Source organism: Chryseobacterium sp. YR221 (genome assembly GCF_900176315.1).
In the GTDB taxonomy this organism is placed as follows: domain Bacteria; phylum Bacteroidota; class Bacteroidia; order Flavobacteriales; family Weeksellaceae; genus Chryseobacterium; species Chryseobacterium rhizosphaerae.
Window position 1 is genome coordinate 204,366 of sequence record NZ_FWXM01000007.1, and the last position, 20,153, is coordinate 224,518.

Sequence of the window (20,153 nt, forward strand, 5' to 3'; positions counted from 1 at the left end):
TATGAAAAATTATATCTATAGTATAATTGCTTTGTTGATGGTCATGTTGTGCCCGGCACAAATATTGATCAACCAGGCAGAATATTTTTGGGATATCGATCCGGGAACAGGAAACGGAACTCCGGTATGGGCTGCCGACGGAACTTTCGACAACGTTGTGGAACAGCTTTCCAAAACAGACATTGCTACGCCGGGGACCGGTTTACACAAATTTTATATCCGTGTCAAAGACAATACGGGAGTTTGGGGACCTGTTTTTACCAACATTATTGATATTAAGTCCAATCAGGCCTCGGCAATAATCGCTGTTTCCCAGGCAGAGTATTTTTGGGATACAGATCCGGGAGCAGGAAATGGGAATCCCGTATTGGCTGCCGATGGGACTTTTGACAGCGTTATCGAACAACTCGCTACAACAGGTGTTGCCACACCGGGTAGCGGATTGCATACATTCAGTGTCCGTATCAAGGACAATATGGGCTTTTGGGGACCTGTTTTTACCCATGTCATTAATATTCAGCAAACTTCAGCCTCTCCCATAATCGCTGTTTCTCAGGCTGAGTATTTTTGGGATACTGATCCGGGCATGGGAAATGGAATCGCTTTATTGGCTGCCGATGCAAATTTTGACGGTTCTTTTGAGCAACTGACTGATGCCGGGATTGCTTTGCCTGCTAATGGCCTGCATGTGTTTAATGTCCGTGTCAAAGACAATACGGGTGTTTGGGGTCCTGTTTTTAGAAATGTTATTGATATACAGACCACAGCTTTTACAGGCTGTTGGCAAACCCTTATTACAAGAGGAGACTATTCGGTAGGACTCAAAACAGACGGAACATTGTGGGCATGGGGCGCTAATAGCGATGGACAAATAGGGGACGGAACCACAATTTCCAGATCTGTTCCTGTAAAAGTAGGAACCGCAAATGATTGGAAAAGTATTTATGTTGGCCATAGACATACCCTTGCCATTAAAACAGATGGTACCATGTGGGCATGGGGAGATAATGCATATGGGCAATTAGGTGATGGAACTGTAATTGACAAAACAGTTCCGACTCAGATAGGAACCGCAACAAACTGGCAAAGTCTTGGTGGTGGAATTGAACATTCAGTAGGACTCAAAACTGATGGGACACTTTGGACTTGGGGACGTAACAACAATGGGCAGCTGGGAGATGGAACTACAGTTTCAAAAAATATCCCAACACAAATAGGAACTGCCACCAATTGGAAAAGTATTCGTGCTGGAAATCATCAGACGTTAGCGATAAAAACCGATGGAACGCTTTGGGGATGGGGAATTAACACCTCGGGTCAACTTGGAGACGGAACTTCGGTTTCAAAAAATATCCCAACACAAATAGGAACTGCTGCCAATTGGAAAAGTATTGATACAGGAATGCAACATTCGGTAGGGCTTAAAACTGACGGAACGTTATGGGCCTGGGGAAATAACAATAATGGACAGCTGGGAGACGGAACTACAATTTCAAAATATACCCAAACACAAATAGGAACCGCAACTAACTGGCAAACTGTAGCAGTTGGAAATGGTTTTTCATTTGCAACGAAGACTGACGGAACAGTTTGGTCTTGGGGCAGCAATAACTTTGGGCAGTTGGGTAATGGTACCACTGGAGGAAATAGTACATCACCTGTACAAGTAGATTCCTCTTCAGACAATATGCAGGTTTTTGCCGGAGAAAGTCATATTCTTGTACAAAAATTTGATGGTTTTCTAAAAATTTGTGGACGAAATGATAGTGGGCAGCTAGGTGACGGTACGAGAGTTAACAAAAATGCATTTATTTCTATGGTTTGCCCTGGATATTGTATTCCTCCAACACCATTTTCATCAACCAATATTACTGCTGAAACGGCTACTCTTAACTGGACAGCAGCTACTGTGACTCCTGGTCAAGGGTATGTGTATCTTTATAGTACCAGCCCAACAGTGGGAGGTATTCAAGGATCTGTTCCTTCTACTTCTACAACAGCAAATTTGAATAATTTACTGCCTGACACCACTTACTATTGGTGGGTAGCATCTAATTGTGGATTCAGCCCCTTTACATGGATGCAGGGAGGTTCCTTTACGACACTTCCTACCACTGCAACCGGCTGTTGGCAAAGTGTAAGTGGAGGTGTTGATTACTCAATGGGGATCAAAACAGACGGAACATTATGGGCCTGGGGAGATAACTATGATGGACAGCTGGGAGACGGAACTATGATCATTAGAAAAACCCCAATACAAATAGGGACCGAAAATAATTGGACAAAAATAGTTGCCGGGTCTAATTTTTCAATAGGTATGAAAGCCAATGGTACAATATGGACCTGGGGAGAGAATAACAAAGGGCAGTTAGGTGATGGAACTACCACCACGAGAAATATTCCAACGCAGGTAGGAGCCGCCACAGACTGGGCGGATATTGCAACGGGAGAAAAACAGACGTTCGCTATAAAGTCAGATGGGACACTTTGGGCCTGGGGCTATAATAACAGGGGACAGCTGGGTGATGGTACAATCATTAGCAAAAACATACCTGTGCAAATAGGAACTGCAACAGACTGGCAAAGTATCGCCTCCGGACAATCTCATACCCTTGCTATAAAAACAAACGGAACGCTATGGAGCTGGGGAGAAAATTATTATGGACAATTAGGTGATGGTACCGGAATAGATGTAAGTTCCCCTATTCAAGTAGGAACTGCAACGAATTGGAAAACTGTTACTGCAGGAAATGATCATTCAATAGCCATAAAAACAGATGGAACATTATGGAGCTGGGGGTATAATAACAGGGGACAATTAGGTGATGGAACTACAACCCGAAAGAATATTCCGACCCAAGTAGGAACAGAAGCCAACTGGCGAAGTGTGAAGACTGGTATATATAATTCTTCAATAGCCATAAAAACAGATGGAACATTGTGGGGCTGGGGGTATAATGGCTGGGGACAGTTAGGAGATGGTACAGAGATAGATAGACCTACACCAATGCAAGTAGGAACTGCAACTGACTGGCAAAGTATTGCCATCGGAGCTGATAATGCATTTGCGATAAATACTAAAGGATCTCTGGCAATCAGTGGCTATAATCTCAAGGGACAGCTAGGAGATGGTACTTATGTTCAAAAGAAAATCTTCATACCTGTTGCTTGTGGTACAGGTAGCGGTACTGTTCAGAAAGTTTCGACTTTAGCTAAAGCTGGTTTAGCGGTAGATGAAGTTTCAGCAAAGGCAGATCATCTGAAAGTCTATCCAAATCCGGTACAGGATATCCTGACCATTTCATTTGATCAGAAGATGCTGTCGGTAGCGGTGTACAATGCTGCGGGACAACAGGTGCTTACGAAGGTAATCAATGATACGAAAGGAACGATTGATGTTTCCGGACTCGTATCAGGGGTTTATCTGGTTAAAGTGAATGCTGCTCATGACCTTGTAAGAATGGTGAAAGTGATCAAGCGATAAGCAGTAAAACCTTAATACAAAAACTAAGATTTCTTTAGACCTGAAATCTTTAAAAATAGTGCCACTTATTTTTAAGTGGCGCTTTTATTTATAATGAACAGAAAAACAAATCACCGCTGCCGAACGAATCCTTTCGTACGGTTTTTTATTTCAGTTTAAACTTTTTATTTTAATGACAAATCGAAGATGATCTCCTTTCAGTCGATGAATGTTGTTTCAACGGAGTTAAAAGTCACAGAATATTTTTAACACTTTAGTTATTTTTAAGTTTCCAGCTTTGTGAATATCAAGTACACTAAAGTTTTATGAAAATCTTTGATTTTCTTCTAAAGTGTACTTATTGATGCAGGAAGCGACTCACCTTTCTTAAGTGATCTAAAGTGTTCCAAATAATAGATTGTATGAATTTCATTGTGTTTGAAGAATTGGAAATCTGTAAAAGTTTAAACAGATTTTTATAAAAATGTCAATTCTACTTCTTATACAAATCTTTATCTAAATCACATTCTTTAAGGATTTTTTTAATTAAAAAGATCATGTACTGATGAGGTGTTTTTATAACGCAAAGCTTTAGCTTCATTATGCAGAGTTTCAGAAAGCAAAGCATAGAATCAACTTCGTTGATTCGTCGAAGCGTATGGAGAAGCATACACCTTCATCAGCGACAAAGTCGCATCACTTTGCTCACTTAAACTAAAGCGGAATTATCCATAAACTTTGCGTTAATCTTTCAAATCAAAAAATAATGCACTGATGAGGTGTTTTTCTAACGCAAAGCTTCATTATACATATTTTCAGAGAGCAAAGGTGGAATCAACTTCCTTGATTCTTTCTAAGCGTATGCATAGCCATATCGCTTCATCAGCGACAGAGTCGCATCACTTTGCCCACTTAAACTAAAGCGGAATTATTCATCAACTTTGCGTTAATCTTTCTAATCAAAAAATAATGCACTGATGAGGTGTTTTTCTAACGCAAAGCTTTAGCTTCATTATGCATATTTTCAGGGAGCAAAGGTTGGAATCAACTTTGTTGATTCGTCGAAGCTTATGGATAAGCATACACCTTCATCAGCGGCATTGTCGCCTTCTTTGCATCCTTATAACTCAAAGGCTTGAATTTTTTCTTTGCGTTTTTTTTAAAGCAGCTTTCCATTTTACCGTTGCTGCCGCATTATTGTATCATGCAGCTTTTATTTTAACCCCTTTCTCATAAAGTTTTTATCTTTGATTCAGGACATTTTGAGATAAACCAGCTCAAAAACTATTCACTAGCTATGAATACAGATACTATAAAATTTAACAGGTTAATTCCTGAATTATTAGTGACCGATATTGGCAATTCTAAGAAGTTTTATATGGAACAATTGGGATTTACATTGGAATATGAAAGGGAGGAAGACTGTTTTGCACTGATTTCATATGAGGGCGCTCAGCTTATGCTTGAGCAGGACAGTTCCGATTCATGGTTGACTGACCAGCTTGTTTTTCCCAGAGGTCGGGGTATTAATTTTCAGATTGAAGTGAGCTGTCTGGATGATATTATTAATAAAATTGAAACGAATAAGTTGGCTTATTTTAGAGAACCGAAAGAAATATGGTACAGAATAAATACGATGGAAGAAGGTGTTAAGGAGCTCCTTATACAGGATTCTGACGGATATCTTTTGAGATTCCAGCAATATCTCGGAGAACGGGAAGTAAGTCAATAAACCGGTTACATCTCATCTTTGCGTTTTAAAAAGCTTCAGTATGCCGTTTACAGAGAAAAACATCGGACATGATTGGATTAAAAAATACAAAAGCCTTTCAGACGAACTGAAAGGCTTTTGTAAAGAAATCTATTATTTAAAAACTTCATTCTGATAAAGAATATGGTCGTCTTCATCAAAACTGATGATCAGTACCTTATATTGTTTTGCAGTGTCGTTATTGAAAAATTTAATTCTCGGTGGTACATATTCGCTGTCAAATAAATTAGGATTCCAGTAGAGTGTTTCCCGGGTGTCATTTTCAATTTTCTTTTCAGGATCATCGGTATCCAGGGTTTCAATAAGAAATTCCGAAGGCCGATCATAGCCTTTTATGACAGATGAGTTGTTTTTTTGCGCTTCTTTTTCATTGCTTTTCGGTTTCATATTCCCTCTCATCGTGTAGATCAATACTGCATTACCCACTAATCCGGATCCTTTGATTATTTTCACCATGGCAATATTGCTTATAGGAACATTCATAATCATGCCCGGTTCAGTAGCCATTTCATCTAAATAGAGCTGAGCTTTACTGCCCCGGATGTAGGGAACATTCTCGCCTAAGTTATTTCTTTGGAATACCAGGCCGGCAGCCCTCCCTTGTAGCCAAGATAATATATCGGTTGATCCTGCGGCATGTTGGTCTTCGTTGACAAAGTCGAATATCGTAGAATTCAGGGAATTAAACATTCCGCTAGACAGTTGACTGTTTAATTCTACCGTTGGATCTTTCTTTTTTCCTGTTAATTTTACTTCTTCAATCTGTACATCAGAACTCCCGTTTTTTCTGCTGTTTTTCTGGTTGTTGATGGCCTTGGTAATAGATGGAGGAAGAGTTTTGTTTCCGCTGGTTTTTACTAAGGTATATTTTGTACCTGGAAAATTGCCTTTAAACGGTGTGGGAGTAACCAGTGGTTCTACGGTGACAAATAGATTGTCAGTGCTTGATTCCTGATTATTTTCTGAAGTTGCAAGAACAGAAACATTCAAAGGTTCAGAATAGTTAAGATTATCTAAATAGATATATCCGTTTTGGTCTGTTTTAGACGGGGTAAGCGTGGGTTCATTTTTACCTAATTTCAAAGCTAAAATTACACTGGAGTTGATGAGCAGGGCATTGTTTTTAATAGGTTTTATCCTGTAAGAAAGAAATTGCTGGGAATTGGTTTTAATGGCTGGTACAAATCCGCTCAGTACAGAATTCCAGTCAAATCTTTTCCAGTTTTCAGAAATAAGTAGTGCATCCAAAGCTTCAGTATTGGCATTTTTAGAAAAATATTGGGCCGGACTGTCTATTTTTGAAGTAAAATCTCCCGTTAACCAAAGCCTGCTCAGCATATTTTCTTCTTCCGGAGCCTGGGTACCGTCATCCTCACTTACCAAAACAGTATAATTTTTAAAATACGATTCCGGGGAAAGGTCAATACTGTTGAAAGATCTTGGCGTTTGTTTTATATTCTGAGCTATAATTTCGGCTTTCTCAATATGTAAACTATTCGGCTTTACAAAGCAAAGTCTTTGGGCTACCAGATGATCTTGCTCATCAAAAATGGCTAACTGTAAAATACCGTTGGCTTCATTATTGATTTTTGCGGGAATAAGACTGGAAGCTTCATTGATCAATTGGTTAATATTGGCTTTGTAAGCAAGGTGGTTATTGATGGTTCCTACAATTTTATAGTTTTGAAGTTTCTGTTTTAAATTAACTCCTTTTAGGGTGTATTTAATTCCTTCTTTAGAGTTGTAAACTTCCAGATGAACACCCATATCTGTAACTTGTGGCAGATCTACCGTTTTACTTTTTCCGGTGTGATCCTGAACGATAACCTGGTATTTTTTTCCTAACGCTGGAGTTATGCTAAAAGAAGCAACATTTTTATCAAAAGAGGTAAAGGTCGTGATGGGTGCATTGGGACTTTGGGTATCTATTACTTTTCCGGTCCACGTGCCCAGTAGAGGAGTATCACTTGATACCCTTACGGCAAATTTCGTAGGCATACCATTAATGAAAGTTCCTCCTTCCGGAAAGGCTTTAGCAGACCAATCGGAACCTTTGGCAATCACTAATGATTCTGTGGAGGTTGGGTTATAAACCGGAAGCGTTTTCACAATCTGAAAATCTTCACTAAAATTAGTCATGTAAGGGGTGTATGCTCTTACAAAATAGACTTGCTCCGGAAGGTTCTCTTTCAGTTGAAAATCTCCGCTGCCCTCGCCATTGGTCAGAAGTACCGTTTTCCAGTCTATCAATTTCTTATCGGAATTGTACAGCTCCACAAATAGAGTAGTAGACAATGCAGAACGGTTATAGCCCTCAAATACAAAACTTTTGAACCAGATCTTGTCCCCAGCTGCATATTGTGATTTGTCCGTCAGTATATAAACTTTTTCCTGTTCGTAATTATTCTCGAGATTGGTAATTGCCTTTTCTAATTGCCTTTGTGCCAGTACAGGTGATACTAGTGAAATAAGCAATACACAGAATATATTTTTCATAGAAATCTTAACGCATTTTAATTCAATGCTAATTTAATCATTTAAAGACTTCGAAAATTGATATTTAGGGGTTATTTTGTAATGCTCAATAAATTATTGCTGTAAAAAAATAGATATGAAATTTTTTTAATGTTTTTTATCTATTTTCGATAAAAATTGTGAGACGTTTTGATGAGGATAAGAAGTAATTAGATACAATAATTGTCATTAATAAAACAGGGATTAATATTATTCCTCAGATTGTATGGTGGAGCAATTTTATCATGGTAAATGATGAATATCTACCTTGTCTTATTCAATACTACTGTACGTTGTCAAATACAACTGCAAGTAGTGTAATTACAACTAAGAGTATCTATAATCCTGATAGATATGGATAAACCTGGAGCTATCTTTGTCCTGTCAAAAAGACTAAAAATACAAGAATATGGATATAAAGAAACTAGGCGATAAAATCGTTCAGGCACGAAAGGAAAACAGAATGTCCCAGGCGCAGCTTGCACAACTTTTATTTATCAGTCCGCAGGCGGTTGGAAAATGGGAGCGTGGAGAATCAGTACCTGATTTTATTACCATTAACCGTCTCTCTGAAATTTTTAATTTAGACCTTAACTATTTTTCAGAGAATGCACCCGCTCAAAAGGAAGAGTTGGCCATTAAAAATAGGGCTAATAACACTGACCAAACTGGGCAAAAAAATAATGCAGAGATGGCCCCTTCAATTTCTGTAAGTGAACCATTACTCACTAATTTTAGCGGAGGAGCTTTTGTAGGGACAGATTTTGCTGGAGTAAACGCTCCGGAGAGAAAATTTTGGGGAAGTGATCTGAAAGGAGTAGATTTTTCCGAAGCAGATTTAACAGGCAGTTCTTTTAAGAACAGTGATGTGAGTGATGGTAATTTTGAAGGTGCGGATCTTACAGATTGTGTGTTATCTAATAATAATCTCTCTGGAACAAACTTTAACAAAGCTGTTTTAGTCCGAACAGAGTTTTCCTCATCTGATCTTACTCACGCAAGATTTACCGATATCAACTTAATTGATGTAAAGATGGTGAGCGGTGATCTGAGAAAAACCATTTTTGAAAACTGCGAATTTGACGGGGTAGATTTTAGTTCTTCAGATATGAGCGGGCTGTGTCTTGATAGACAGCTTTTCATTAATGTAAAATTCGATAATGCCTGTTTAAAAGGGGTTTCTTTTAAAGGTGCTGCATTAAAAAGTGTTTCTTTCCGATCAACATTTGCCCTTACCAACAGATATTATAAAACCCTTAAAAGTATTGATTTTGATGGGGCAATCATGGATAAATTAACCTATGCGGCCCTCAAAGGAGCTGGGGTAGATTTACCGAATGTAACAAAAGTATAGACACTTAATAATTAGAGATAAAGAGTAAACCAAAAAATAAAATATTATGTCATTTCAAACTTACATTAAAAACATTGAAGAAAAAACCGGAAAGTCCCGTTCTGATTTTGAAAATTTAGCTGCTGACAAAGGATTTACCGAAGAAGGGAAACTAAAAAAGGGAGTAAAAGCAACAGAAATAATCAATTGGTTAAAAGAGGATTTCGAATTAGGGCATGGGCATGCTACTGCTATGTATGCCTATATTAACGGAAAGCGTGAATAAAAATAAACTTTTATACCCTTACAATAATAGGCACCTATTTTCCTAAATAAGTGCCTATTGTAGTTGATGAACCTGAAAGGATTATTTTCAGATTACTTTTTTATAAAATTGAGTTGTTCACCTTAATCAAAACAATACTATTCTATCCATAGATGTCCTGTAGAATAGGTTCTGGCTTTACCTGCCACAATCACTCTTTCATTTTTATTTTCACAATAGAGCTGGCCGCCTCTTTCTGATAGCTGGCGGGCGAAAAGCTTGTCTTTCCCCAATCTTGATGACCAAAACGGAATAAGGGAGCAGTGTGCAGAGCCCGTTACGGGATCTTCAAGAATTGACGACTGTGGGGTAAAATATCTTGAGACAAAATCACTGTCAGTACCTGCCGCTGTCACCACAACACCTCCCGGATCCAGATTGATGAGGTCAAAAACAGATCTTTCAATTTTTATTTTTTTGATGTCTTCTTCAGACTCGTATACCAGAACATAGTCTCTTGATTGGAAGACTTCCTTAGGCTGTATATTCAGAGATTGGGCTATAGCATCCGGAAGAGTGGATGCTTCAGGCATTCTTGACGGGAAATCCATATAATAAAATCCGTCCTTTACATCCACGGTTAATTCTCCGCTTTTGGTTTCAAAAACAATTCTGCTGTTCTGATAGTCTAAGATGGAAGCCAAACAATGAGCCGTAGCAAGGGTAGCATGCCCGCATAAATCCATCTCTATTTCAGGAGTAAACCATCTCAGGTGAATGGTATCACCACTATCAATAAAAAAAGCGGTTTCTGCCACCGCATTTTCACGGGCTATTTGTAAGAGAGTCTCATCGGGTAGCCAATGCTGTAAAGGAACAACACATGCAGGATTTCCATGGAAAATCTCATCTGTAAACGCATCTATTTGATATAATTCTAACTTCATGATTGATAAAATTTCTGTCCGTAACAAAGGTAATTTATTTCCCGGACTGACCTTGGGTTGAATGGTATTCTTGTGAGATATTTTGGCTGTATTTTACATGATTTATGATAAGATTTATAGTATTATAACGACTTGGATCATACAGGAAGAGGTCTCAAAAACCCACAATAAATCGTATTATTTAATGTATTTATCAGTATAACAGTGGTTTTAAAATAAAAACCGACATGGAAGAGTGAAATCTTCAAATGTCGGTCTTGCGATTTTTACAGGAGTATATTTATCCCAATTTCTTGCGATAGTGAAAATTATTTTTGCTACTGTATTAGGGCTAATGCTATGTTTACCTGTTTTTTATGTAGGTTTCAACCATTTGTTGAAATTTTGGATTATTAATATACACGTCAAAACTATGACTGTTTTGTCCATCAAAATTATCAACGGTAAAAAAATTATAGGTAGATTTTAAATTATTGTACGCTTTTTTATCGTACCCTAAAGTGGTGGGATTCAATTTCCTTTGGAGTCCTACGAATTTTTTTAAAACGATATCGTCTTTATTAATAGTAATATGAATGTTTTTTAGTTGGGAGCTGAAGGTTCTGTAGGCTTCGTTATCGGATTGTTTTGTAAAATCAATTTCCCCAATAGCAGGGGCAAGCATGATACATACGATACGATTGGTATTTTCAGAAAGAGGAATCTTATTATCAACAGCTATACCAAGTTTTTCCGTGTCTCTTCTAAAGTCATCATTATAAGGTGGGTTACTTAGAGAACTTAAAACGACTGATGCTCCTCGGCTATGAGAAATAATAAAAATATCTTTATTGTGTATTTCATTTAGGATTTTACGTAAACCAAATTCTCCTGCCATTTGGCTGTATCCAGTCGCATAAAACCATATTTTAGCAGAACCAATTGGATCTTTTGAAACCAATCCATCCCAATAGAATTCAATAATCTCATCCTGAATAGGGTCTAGATTGATTTTTGTGCGTAAAAGGTCATAATTTCGTTTAGTTTTTGCTGCATCATTATTGTAGCCATGAACGAAAATAAATACTCTTTTTTTGTTTAAAACATTTTGATGATATTCTGCAAGTTTTTTAGTTTCAAAATTGGTGAGAATATAAGCTATATTGTTTTTTTTGGCAGTTAGATACAAAGAGGACGTTTTTTTATAAGGACCTATTTGTGTATTCCAGTTTTCAGGATAGAAATTGCCATTGAGATCTACGAATGCTACAGAGGTGTTGGGAGGGATCTGTATATTGGGGTTTGTACTGGTGGGAATATTATTTGCGCTGCAAGAGCATAATATAATACAAAGCCAAATGATTAAATAGAATTTTTTCATAATATTTTGATTTATAGATTATGCAAATTTTTACTTTCCAGATACAGGTTGAGAAAAAGTAGATGTAATATTTACTGAGAAAAAAAATATACCGTATTGATATTCAGTTTTTTTACAATAATTAATATAAGTTTCTTAAAAACGAATTTAATTTCTTTGATATAACAAATTGTAAAATCTTTGGTTTGATTCTACGTTCTTTGATAAGTATTGAGGATAGAGACTGAAATATAGTGAATACCTCCTCTGGTATTTCAGTATGTGGGTTATGGTTTCCGAAAATGGAATTAATAATGTTTGTTTTTGATGTTTTTACAATGGATTTAGTTTTTTATAAATCTAATGTACGAATTATTTAACATTTTATCAATATTATGGTGAATAATATAGAAAATTCTCGGATGCTCTTTCTTAGAAGAAACAACTATTTATAAACAATTTGAAAATTTTAATATTTATCTACTGTGAAGAAAGTGCTAAAAGAAAAGCATAAAATCCCAACTTTTGTCAGGATTTTATTCATTCTTTAATTTTGTACTTTATCCGCTGCGAACAAAAGGCTTCTTATGCTGCCGTTTTTAGATATTAAAATCGGTAGCCAATACTCAATCCAAATTTTGCCACCACGTCATGATCTGTTTTGTCTGCATTGAACAAAAGTTTTCCATAGCCAACGTTGGCTTCAAAAACAAGTCCTTTTTTTGTGACCAATTTCCAGCCTAGACCTGCACCTAGTGCAATATCATAAACATCTTTATTTTCAGTGAATGTCACGTTGTCTGGTGCGTATATTTTTTTCCCATCAATGGAAGTGAACATTCCAAATCCTTCGACAAATAAACCGGAAGCATATTTTTTTCCAAAATAATATCTGTAATAAGGGGAGATGTTGTAATTCATATCCTCCTCTTTTGTATGGTCATAAACCATATAGGCAGAGATCCCCACTGATGAATGTTTGTTGAGATGTCGTTCGTAATCTACTTGTACAGCTCCGGATAACGGCGCGATTAAATTTAACTTAATTTCATTGTTTTTCTGATAAGGGTTGGCATCAGTTTCACTTTGAGCATACACGGAATAAAAAGCAAACAAAATGATGAGTAGTGAAAAGGTTTTTTTCATAAAAAAGTAATTTGAATTATTTAAATGCAAAACTCAAATAATTCAAATGACAACAGGTTTCAAAAGCTTAAAAATGGACAAAATGGTACTTATTTAACAGTGTTTTTATACTCATTGGGGGTCTGACCCGTCACTTTTTTAAAGGCTTTAAAAAAAGTTGTTTTTGAAGTAAACCCAGCTTCTAATCCCATTGTCAGTAGATTATAGTTGTCATATTCCGGATCTGATATCATTTCCTTGACAGCTTCCACCCGATATTGATTAATATAATGAGCAAAGTTGTCTCCTGTGATCGTATTTACAATTTGTGAAACATATCCTGCACTTATGCCTAGTTTTTCAGCAACTTTTTCTCTGTTTAATGTACTGTCCGTATAAATGTGCTCGTCTTTACAAAGAAGTTCCAGTTTTTGAAAATAAAGATTGTCAGCCGTTATAGATTCTCTGGATTCTTCGGCAGTGTTATTTTCTTGCGTTATACTGTTTTCTGCAACTTGCGGATTAGGATGTATAATAACCAAATCGTTGTTTATAAAATGGTAGACAGCCTCTTTGTTTTTGGCAAGCTTATATTTGTAAATACCTATATAAGCTGTCCAGTGCATGATAAAGGTTGCCGATAAAGCCAGCCCACTCATGGTAGAGGAAATGTCTATTCCAAAAAAGAAGCCAGTCATATACGTAATTAGCCAGGTAGATAACAATAAATAGAGAGTAGTTAATAAGATAAGCACCCATTTTTTCTCTTGTGGGTCTTTTAAGTGCCTTATCATAAAATAAGAGTAAAAAGGTGGAAACAGAATGATGATAAAGGCAAATAAAAGCTGAATCAGTGTAAGTATATTGATGATGAAAATGCCTGAATCTGTGATTTTATAAATCCCTAAAATATCATTAAGATGGTATATAATAACAAAAGTAGAGGAATAGATAAACGGAATGTAATACAAATAAGCTCTTTGTCTGTTCTTTATGGTATCATCAATTCGGTTTATTATAAAAAGGAAGATGAAGACGGGGAGTAAAAATATCCACTCAATATAGTCCAGAAAACGTAGCAAGGGATAGGACTTAAATGTACCTTCAATTTCAAAAACATAATTCAGTAAAACCATGGAAAGTGCAAATAGTAAGTAGGCTAAATACTTATTTGACTTACTACTGAATAAGGAAGATTTTAAAATAACTACTCCTAAGACGATTCCCTGGAAAATTGCAATATTTAAAAGTGTTGTATAAATCAATTTTTATCAAAGTTATTTTAAAGATGGGTGTGGTATATCACGGTTTAAATATAGTTCTTTCATACGGAAAACAGGACAAGAAAAAATGAATAAACAATGAAATGAGTGTTATGATACTTAATAAATTTACTATATTGTTACTGTGAAACATAAACGATTGCCATACAAGTCGTATCGTTTATGTATCGGAAAATAACCATCGTAAATACTACCAATTAAAACAAAGTAAAACATGTGAATTATGAAAAAAAAGATCATTCTATTGCTTTCTTTCATAGTCTATTTATCAGCAGCAGCTCAAAAAAACGCTTCCGCAGATTCTATAACACAACGGAATTTGTTCCAAAGTTTAAAACCGGAATTTGAGAAATACGAAAAACAACACGGAAATTATATCCAAACCAATAATGTAAGAATGCATTATTTGGAGTGGGGAGATAAAAAAAATCCAACACTTGTCTGGATTCCCGGAACGTATAGCAATGGGTATGAACTGTACGAAATAATAGATCAATTAGTAAAAATGAATTTGCATGTCATTGCCATTGATTACTACGGTCATGGATTTACGCCTATTTCTCAAAAAAACCTGTCTATTTATCACGTTGCTGATGATATCAAATTTCTTTTAGATACAAAGAAAATCAAAAAAGCAATTATCGGAGGCTGGTCAAGAGGAGGAACTATCAGTTCGGCATTTTATGATGCTTACCCGGAAATGGTTCAGGCTCTTATTTTAGAAGATGGCGGTTCTGTGGCCTGGGATTTTCAGGCAAAGTCGGCTAATATTGGAAAAGATATTGAAGAAACGAAACAGTATTATGCCAACAAAAAAACACTGGTCTTTGATAATGACTTTGATGCGTATTGGTTGATGTATAATAATTGGGGGATAAAAGGAAAAGAAAACGAGAAACTGAAAAAAGAAATTTTCACTTCTTATGCCCGAATAAAGAAAAATACAAACGGAAAATATGAAATAAATCCAGGTGCAGAAGAACTTACCGGCGAGAATTCAGCAGAAGAAAATATTGCCATTATTTACACTCCTTTTACTTCTAAAACGGCTTTTGGTGCTTCAACACATCAATTAAATCCTAAAATAATTTATCGAAATCTAAATACACCTTTGCTCATTTTCGACCCTGTCAGTAAAAATGATTGGTTCGATTTTAAAGAAGAAAATGATAAACTTACTGAAGAACATAGGCCTTTTATTGTTCACAAGGTATATGAAAATACATGGCATGGTGTAAAAGACGAACGCCCGAATGAAGTAGTGAATGACATTAAAACATTCTTATTAAATAATAAACTGATCAAATGAAAACTACCTCTGCTGCGCAAAGTCTCCTGACTTTGAGGTAGTAAATAATATTATTTTCTTTAAACTTGCTCCAAAGTCAGGAGACTTCGGAGAGCTAGGTTATTCAAACAATTGTAGAGTAAAAACATTTAAAATGAATTTAAAGATCGTATTACCCCTTTTATTGTTGACAATCAATGTTGCTTCTGGGCAAAATACAACATTAAAAAATCCAGAACTGTTTGACAAATCGCTAAAAAAAGACAGCGTTATTGCCGAGTTTTCAGAACTCTATCATTTAACAAATACCATTCATCCCGGGCAATTTATGTTCTGTTCAAAAAATGAATTTGATAAAACGTATTCCTCTTTAAAAAGCTCCATAAAAACCGATCTTTCCCTTGTAGAATATTATAAATTGACAGCCACCTTAATGGCAAAAATTAAAGACGGGCATACAGCCGTTGATAGGGGACGAATTATTGGTTTACTCAATGAAAGGTTAGTTTTTCCTTTCAGCATCTATAAAATTATGGGCCATTATTATCTGGATAAATCATCTCAGGAAAATAAAGAATATACAGGATTGAGAATTCTAACAATAAATGGAAAAGACATCAATACTGTGGTGAATGAAATGAAGCAATACATACATCTTGAAGGCAGAAATGAAACCGGATTAAATGTACGATTCAGTAATTTCCCTTTTTATTATTTTATGTATAATCAAACAGAAAAATTTGAAATTGAATATGCAGACCGTAGCAATCATAAATTGAAAGAAATATTTAAGGGAATGCCATTTAAGGAATATACTAGTTATATTTCAAAAAAAACAGAACCTTTAACCACAGAGTTCAAAACAAACGACTTAGCTGTTTTAAGATTTCGTTCATTTGAAAATGGGTATAATGAAGCAGACCGAAAAATTGCAGAGAAACAGTTAGACCGCTTTTTCACACGACTTGACAGTTTAAAAACTAAAAATTTAATTATCGATTTACGAGATAACAGCGGTGGTTCGGCAGATATTGCCAACTACTTATTTTCATATATAAGCAGTACTCCTTATTACTATTTTGATTATATGGGAGCAAAATATAAAAGCGTAAAGGAATGGAAGCATTACGCTCAATATCCGGACAATATTGAAGAAATAAATCTGAATGAAACAAAATTCAAGGATGGATTAAACTGCTACACAGAAACTGACGGTACGGATAACTGGTGGTTTGAACTCCAACAAAACAAACCCAATTTTTACAAAGGCAAGATCAGCGTTCTGATCAATGGCGGATGTTTTTCAACCACAGGACATTTGTTAGCCTTGATGAAGGAGCATAAAATTGGGAAATTTTATGGAGAATATTCACAAGGAAGTAATTACAGCAACTCAGGCGGGCAGGCTTTTGTTTTACCTTATTCGAAAACATTGGTTTGGATCCCTACTTTTCAATACAGAATGAGAACCCCCCATTTCATCAATGATCCGAAAGGAATTAAGCCGGATGTTGAAATACAAACAGAATCAGATGATCTGAGGACAGGATTTGACAGACAAATGGATTTTGTGATGAAGCAATACTAATGATTTGAGGTGTATTTTGAGGTTTGTTTTAAATGTAAAATCAGTGTGAATCAATCGATTGTTTTTTTATTAACTCGTTGGATGATAAATGTTTTTAATTAAAAAAGATGAACGCAAAGTTTATAAATAATTCTGCTTTATTGTAAGTGGGCAAAGTGATGCGACTTCATCGCTGATGAAGCAGTATGATTATCCATATGCTTCAACGAACCAACTTTGTTGATTCTACCTTTACTCTCTTAAAATCAGCGGTTTCAAAAATGAAATCTTTGCGTCAGAAAAATACTTCATTAGCACATTATCTTTTTAGTCAATAAGATCCTTAAAACTAAGAAGGCGTAATGTTTTATTTGTAAGTGAGTGCTGCAGAAAATAATACATTATAAAATATTGTGATGTTGATGTTGATGAAGAAGGATTCGTGCTGTTTTATCTCACTCAGCGGCACAAAGTCTCCGACTTTGGAGAGTCAGTGTCTACTTCGAAGGCTTTGTTAGGTGCTTTTTATTTTTTTGTTTTCATTATATCATCATACAGGTTATCCACTACTTTTTCTAAAATTTCTCCAGTTTCATTAAAGCTGGTGTTGGTCAGTATGGATATCCCCATATTTTGTTTAGGATAGATTACCAACCAGTTCTGCATTCCGTAGATACCACCGTGATGTCTATATATTAATTGATGATCATTTTCTATGATGTACCAATGATAGCCTTCCCAAAAATCAGAACCTTCTTTATATAATTTTTTATGAGATTCTTTGACAATAGGATTTGATGGGTTAAGCTGCAGTTTCATATATTTCACCAAATCTGTAGTCGTAGAGTGTAATCCTGAAATTCCGCCCCATAAAGTTCTGTTGAAGTTGGGCATTAGCTCGTTTTTATCGTTATAGCCTTTTACCAATCTTGTTCTGTCATTTTCAGTGAGTGTGAACTTAGTTTGGTTCATGTTATTGGGCTTCAAAATAAATTCAGTGACCAATTCCTCAAACGGTTTTTGATATACTTTTTCAAGGATATAGGCGGTCAGCTCCGGAGCGGTGTTTGAATAGGAATAGACTTCTCCGGGCTTCGTTTCAATCTTGATGAGTTTTAATCCTTCAAAAAAAGCCTTTTTATTTTCACTTTTTATGGGGAAATTAGGAAATCCACTGGTATGGGTGATGAGGTGTTTGATTCTTATAGGTTCACCTTTAAATGCTAAATTAGGATAAGGTTCATTAAGATAGACTCTGATATCATCCTCTAAATGTATTTTTTGATCAAGTACGGCTTTAGCGGCTATATAACCGGTAAAGGTTTTGGTTACAGAAGCTAATTCATAAAGAGTAGAATCGTCGGGTTTGTTTCCTTTACCAATCGTTAATTCTCCAAAATGTTGTATAGTGGATTTTCCATCTTTAAGCACGGCAATGGAAACAGAATGAAATCTTTTGTCCTTTAATAACTGAAGCGCATTTTTTGTAATGGCATCTTCAACATTTTGTTGATGGGTTGGGTGAACACTTTTACAGCCAAGTAAGGCAAAAAATAAAATAAGGGTTACATATTTCATGGTCAGAATTTTAATTTGACATTCATAATCTGATGCAAATATGCGGTAGAGAATCCTGAAAAAAGTCCGTATAAAAAAGTCGGACTCATTTTCAAGAGTGAAATGAGTCCGATTATTTACAATCCAAAGTTCGATTTTTTACAATTGATTAATTATCAACTGTTTCTGAATGCGGTTGGCGTTTGATTCGTATATTTTTTAAAAGAGGTATGAAAAGAAGATTTTGAATTGAAACCTACTTCATACAAGATTTCCAGCACCGTATATTCTTTTTTTGTGGGATCTTTCAGTAGGGTCATTGCTTTTTTAACGCGGTATTCATTCACAAAATCAAAAAAGTGCTGATTGAGGTGATGGTTAATTAAAACAGACAGCTCACGAACAGGAATATTCACCTGATCTGCCAATTCCTGAATCGTTAATGAAGGCTCCAGGAAAGGTTCTTTTTCAACCATGAATTTTCTAAGCTGTTCGATCTGAGAACTTTTTGTTTCGTCGGTTGTATGTTCAGTTTCTAATGTTTCCGCAAAATCTTCTGTCGGTTGTAAGGTAGAATCAATTCTGCGAAAAAGCTCAGGATAATTTAATGCCTTTAAGATAAACCAGCAGGCAGCCAGTAAAAAGGAAGCTCCCGCTACAATATGGATCCAGATAAACAAATCGTTGTATGCCGTATATCGTATGATATTTTTAAAAATAATACATACATGGATGAATAAGAAAATCAAGGTAAGCTGAAACAGCCATTGGTATAATAAAGTGTTGGGATTCGTGTAGTTTTCAAGATAAATCTTCTTATATTTTTTAAGCACAATGAATATGGCAACGATATAAAAGAAAAACTGCAGTTCCCCGATGAGTTGATACACAAACATTTCAGGAGAGTGCCACATCGTTGTAAAGAAAGCTTCTTTAGCAGCACCTTCTGCCAGATAAAGCCTTGGAACTAAAATTAAGTTGGCCACAATGAAAGGAATAAGATGCAGTAAATGCTTTCTTTTTAAGGTAAAATCAGAATAACAAACGGCATTCACATACAGATAGAAAAGAGGCATTACCAATAAGTAAGCAGATATTTTGAAAGCTTTCAGATTATAACTCTCCACAAAAAGGTGCATGAAAATCCCACTGATATCAATGGCATTAATGATAAGGAACGCTGCAAATAACCTGCTTTCCAGTTTTCTTTCTGTTTTTACCGTTAACAAAAATACGGCAAGCAGCAGCGATACAAAAACGGCAATCGCAGCAATAACTTCCAGAAAACTTAATTTGTCCATTAGTTTTTTTACAAAAATAGGATATAAGTGATAAAGAAAAATAGATTTTGTTGATAAGAATGTTTCTGCTATGCAATGAATTTTTTGGTGTGTTTAAACTTAACCACAAAAGTCACTAAAGTTTTTATTTTTTTAAACACTTTAGTACACTTTAGAAAGCTTAAGGAGGTACTGCATATTTAAGTTCACATAAGATGAAAATCTTTGATTTTCAAAAAAACTTTAGTGTACTTGTTATACACAACGTATATAACTTAAATAGCTTAAGTGTTTAAAAAATCTTTTGTGACTTTTGTGGTTTAATAAAAAAATTAGAAAGTGTTATTATTCTGATGCTGGTCTACTATGCAAAGTCTCCCCATTTTGAGCTGGTAAAATAACATCATTTTTTTTAAAGTGC

The 20,153-nt window shown here is 35.6% G+C and carries 13 protein-coding genes; 6 read left to right on the forward strand and 7 right to left on the reverse strand.

The annotated features are described in order from the left end of the window. Position 1: 1 nt before the first annotated feature. Complete coding sequence (locus B8967_RS19690; protein ID WP_084087406.1) at positions 2-3,484, forward strand: RCC1 domain-containing protein; 3,483 nt, start codon at positions 2-4, stop codon at positions 3,482-3,484. Positions 3,485-4,760: 1,276 nt separating this feature from the next. Then, positions 4,761-5,195 (forward strand): bleomycin resistance protein, encoded by a 435-nt coding sequence (locus tag B8967_RS19695; protein ID WP_084087407.1) that lies wholly within the window; start codon positions 4,761-4,763, stop codon positions 5,193-5,195. Between the two features lie 132 nt (positions 5,196-5,327). On the opposite strand, the gene B8967_RS19700 is transcribed toward B8967_RS19695, so the two are convergent. After that, positions 5,328-7,730, reverse strand: a complete 2,403-nt coding sequence (locus B8967_RS19700; RefSeq protein ID WP_084087409.1) for a hypothetical protein — start codon at positions 7,728-7,730, stop codon at positions 5,328-5,330. Positions 7,731-8,157: 427 nt separating this feature from the next. Between B8967_RS19700 and B8967_RS19705 the strand changes: the two genes are divergently transcribed. Both B8967_RS19705 and B8967_RS19710 read left to right on the forward strand, forming a co-directional pair. Beyond that, the gene (locus B8967_RS19705) at positions 8,158-9,102 is read left to right on the forward strand and encodes a pentapeptide repeat-containing protein (protein WP_084087411.1); all 945 of its coding nucleotides are present in this window, start codon (positions 8,158-8,160) and stop codon (positions 9,100-9,102) included. A gap of 46 nt (positions 9,103-9,148) precedes the next feature. Then, positions 9,149-9,367, forward strand: coding sequence for a DUF4287 domain-containing protein (locus B8967_RS19710; protein ID WP_047486426.1), 219 nt, complete (start codon positions 9,149-9,151; stop codon positions 9,365-9,367). A gap of 137 nt (positions 9,368-9,504) precedes the next feature. Here B8967_RS19710 and B8967_RS19715 read toward each other — a convergent pair whose 3' ends face one another. From B8967_RS19715 to B8967_RS19730, 4 genes are all read right to left on the reverse strand, one after another. Next, positions 9,505-10,293, reverse strand: a complete 789-nt coding sequence (locus tag B8967_RS19715) for a PhzF family phenazine biosynthesis protein (RefSeq protein ID WP_084087412.1) — start codon at positions 10,291-10,293, stop codon at positions 9,505-9,507. 343 nt (positions 10,294-10,636) lie between these two features. Further along, positions 10,637-11,653, reverse strand: coding sequence for an alpha/beta hydrolase (locus B8967_RS19720; protein WP_084087414.1), 1,017 nt, complete (start codon positions 11,651-11,653; stop codon positions 10,637-10,639). 585 nt (positions 11,654-12,238) lie between these two features. Continuing rightward, a complete protein-coding gene (locus B8967_RS19725; RefSeq protein WP_084087416.1) occupies positions 12,239-12,778 on the reverse strand; it encodes a DUF3575 domain-containing protein in 540 nt (179 codons plus the stop codon). An 89-nt stretch (positions 12,779-12,867) separates the two neighbouring features. Further along, the gene (locus tag B8967_RS19730; protein WP_084087418.1) at positions 12,868-14,022 is read right to left on the reverse strand and encodes a helix-turn-helix domain-containing protein; all 1,155 of its coding nucleotides are present in this window, start codon (positions 14,020-14,022) and stop codon (positions 12,868-12,870) included. Between the two features lie 241 nt (positions 14,023-14,263). Here B8967_RS19730 and B8967_RS19735 point away from each other — a divergent pair, with 241 nt between their 5' ends. Both B8967_RS19735 and B8967_RS19740 read left to right on the forward strand, forming a co-directional pair. Then, positions 14,264-15,349, forward strand: coding sequence for an alpha/beta fold hydrolase (locus B8967_RS19735; RefSeq protein WP_084087420.1), 1,086 nt, complete (start codon positions 14,264-14,266; stop codon positions 15,347-15,349). A 133-nt stretch (positions 15,350-15,482) separates the two neighbouring features. Beyond that, positions 15,483-16,916, forward strand: a complete 1,434-nt coding sequence (locus tag B8967_RS19740) for a S41 family peptidase (protein ID WP_084087421.1) — start codon at positions 15,483-15,485, stop codon at positions 16,914-16,916. Between the two features lie 504 nt (positions 16,917-17,420). Here B8967_RS19740 and B8967_RS19745 read toward each other — a convergent pair. Both B8967_RS19745 and B8967_RS19750 read right to left on the reverse strand, forming a co-directional pair. Beyond that, a complete protein-coding gene (locus B8967_RS19745) occupies positions 17,421-18,473 on the reverse strand; it encodes a serine hydrolase domain-containing protein (protein ID WP_084087423.1) in 1,053 nt (350 codons plus the stop codon). A gap of 155 nt (positions 18,474-18,628) precedes the next feature. Next, positions 18,629-19,753 (reverse strand): helix-turn-helix domain-containing protein, encoded by a 1,125-nt coding sequence (locus tag B8967_RS19750; RefSeq protein ID WP_084087425.1) that lies wholly within the window; start codon positions 19,751-19,753, stop codon positions 18,629-18,631. Positions 19,754-20,153 lie beyond the last annotated feature (400 nt).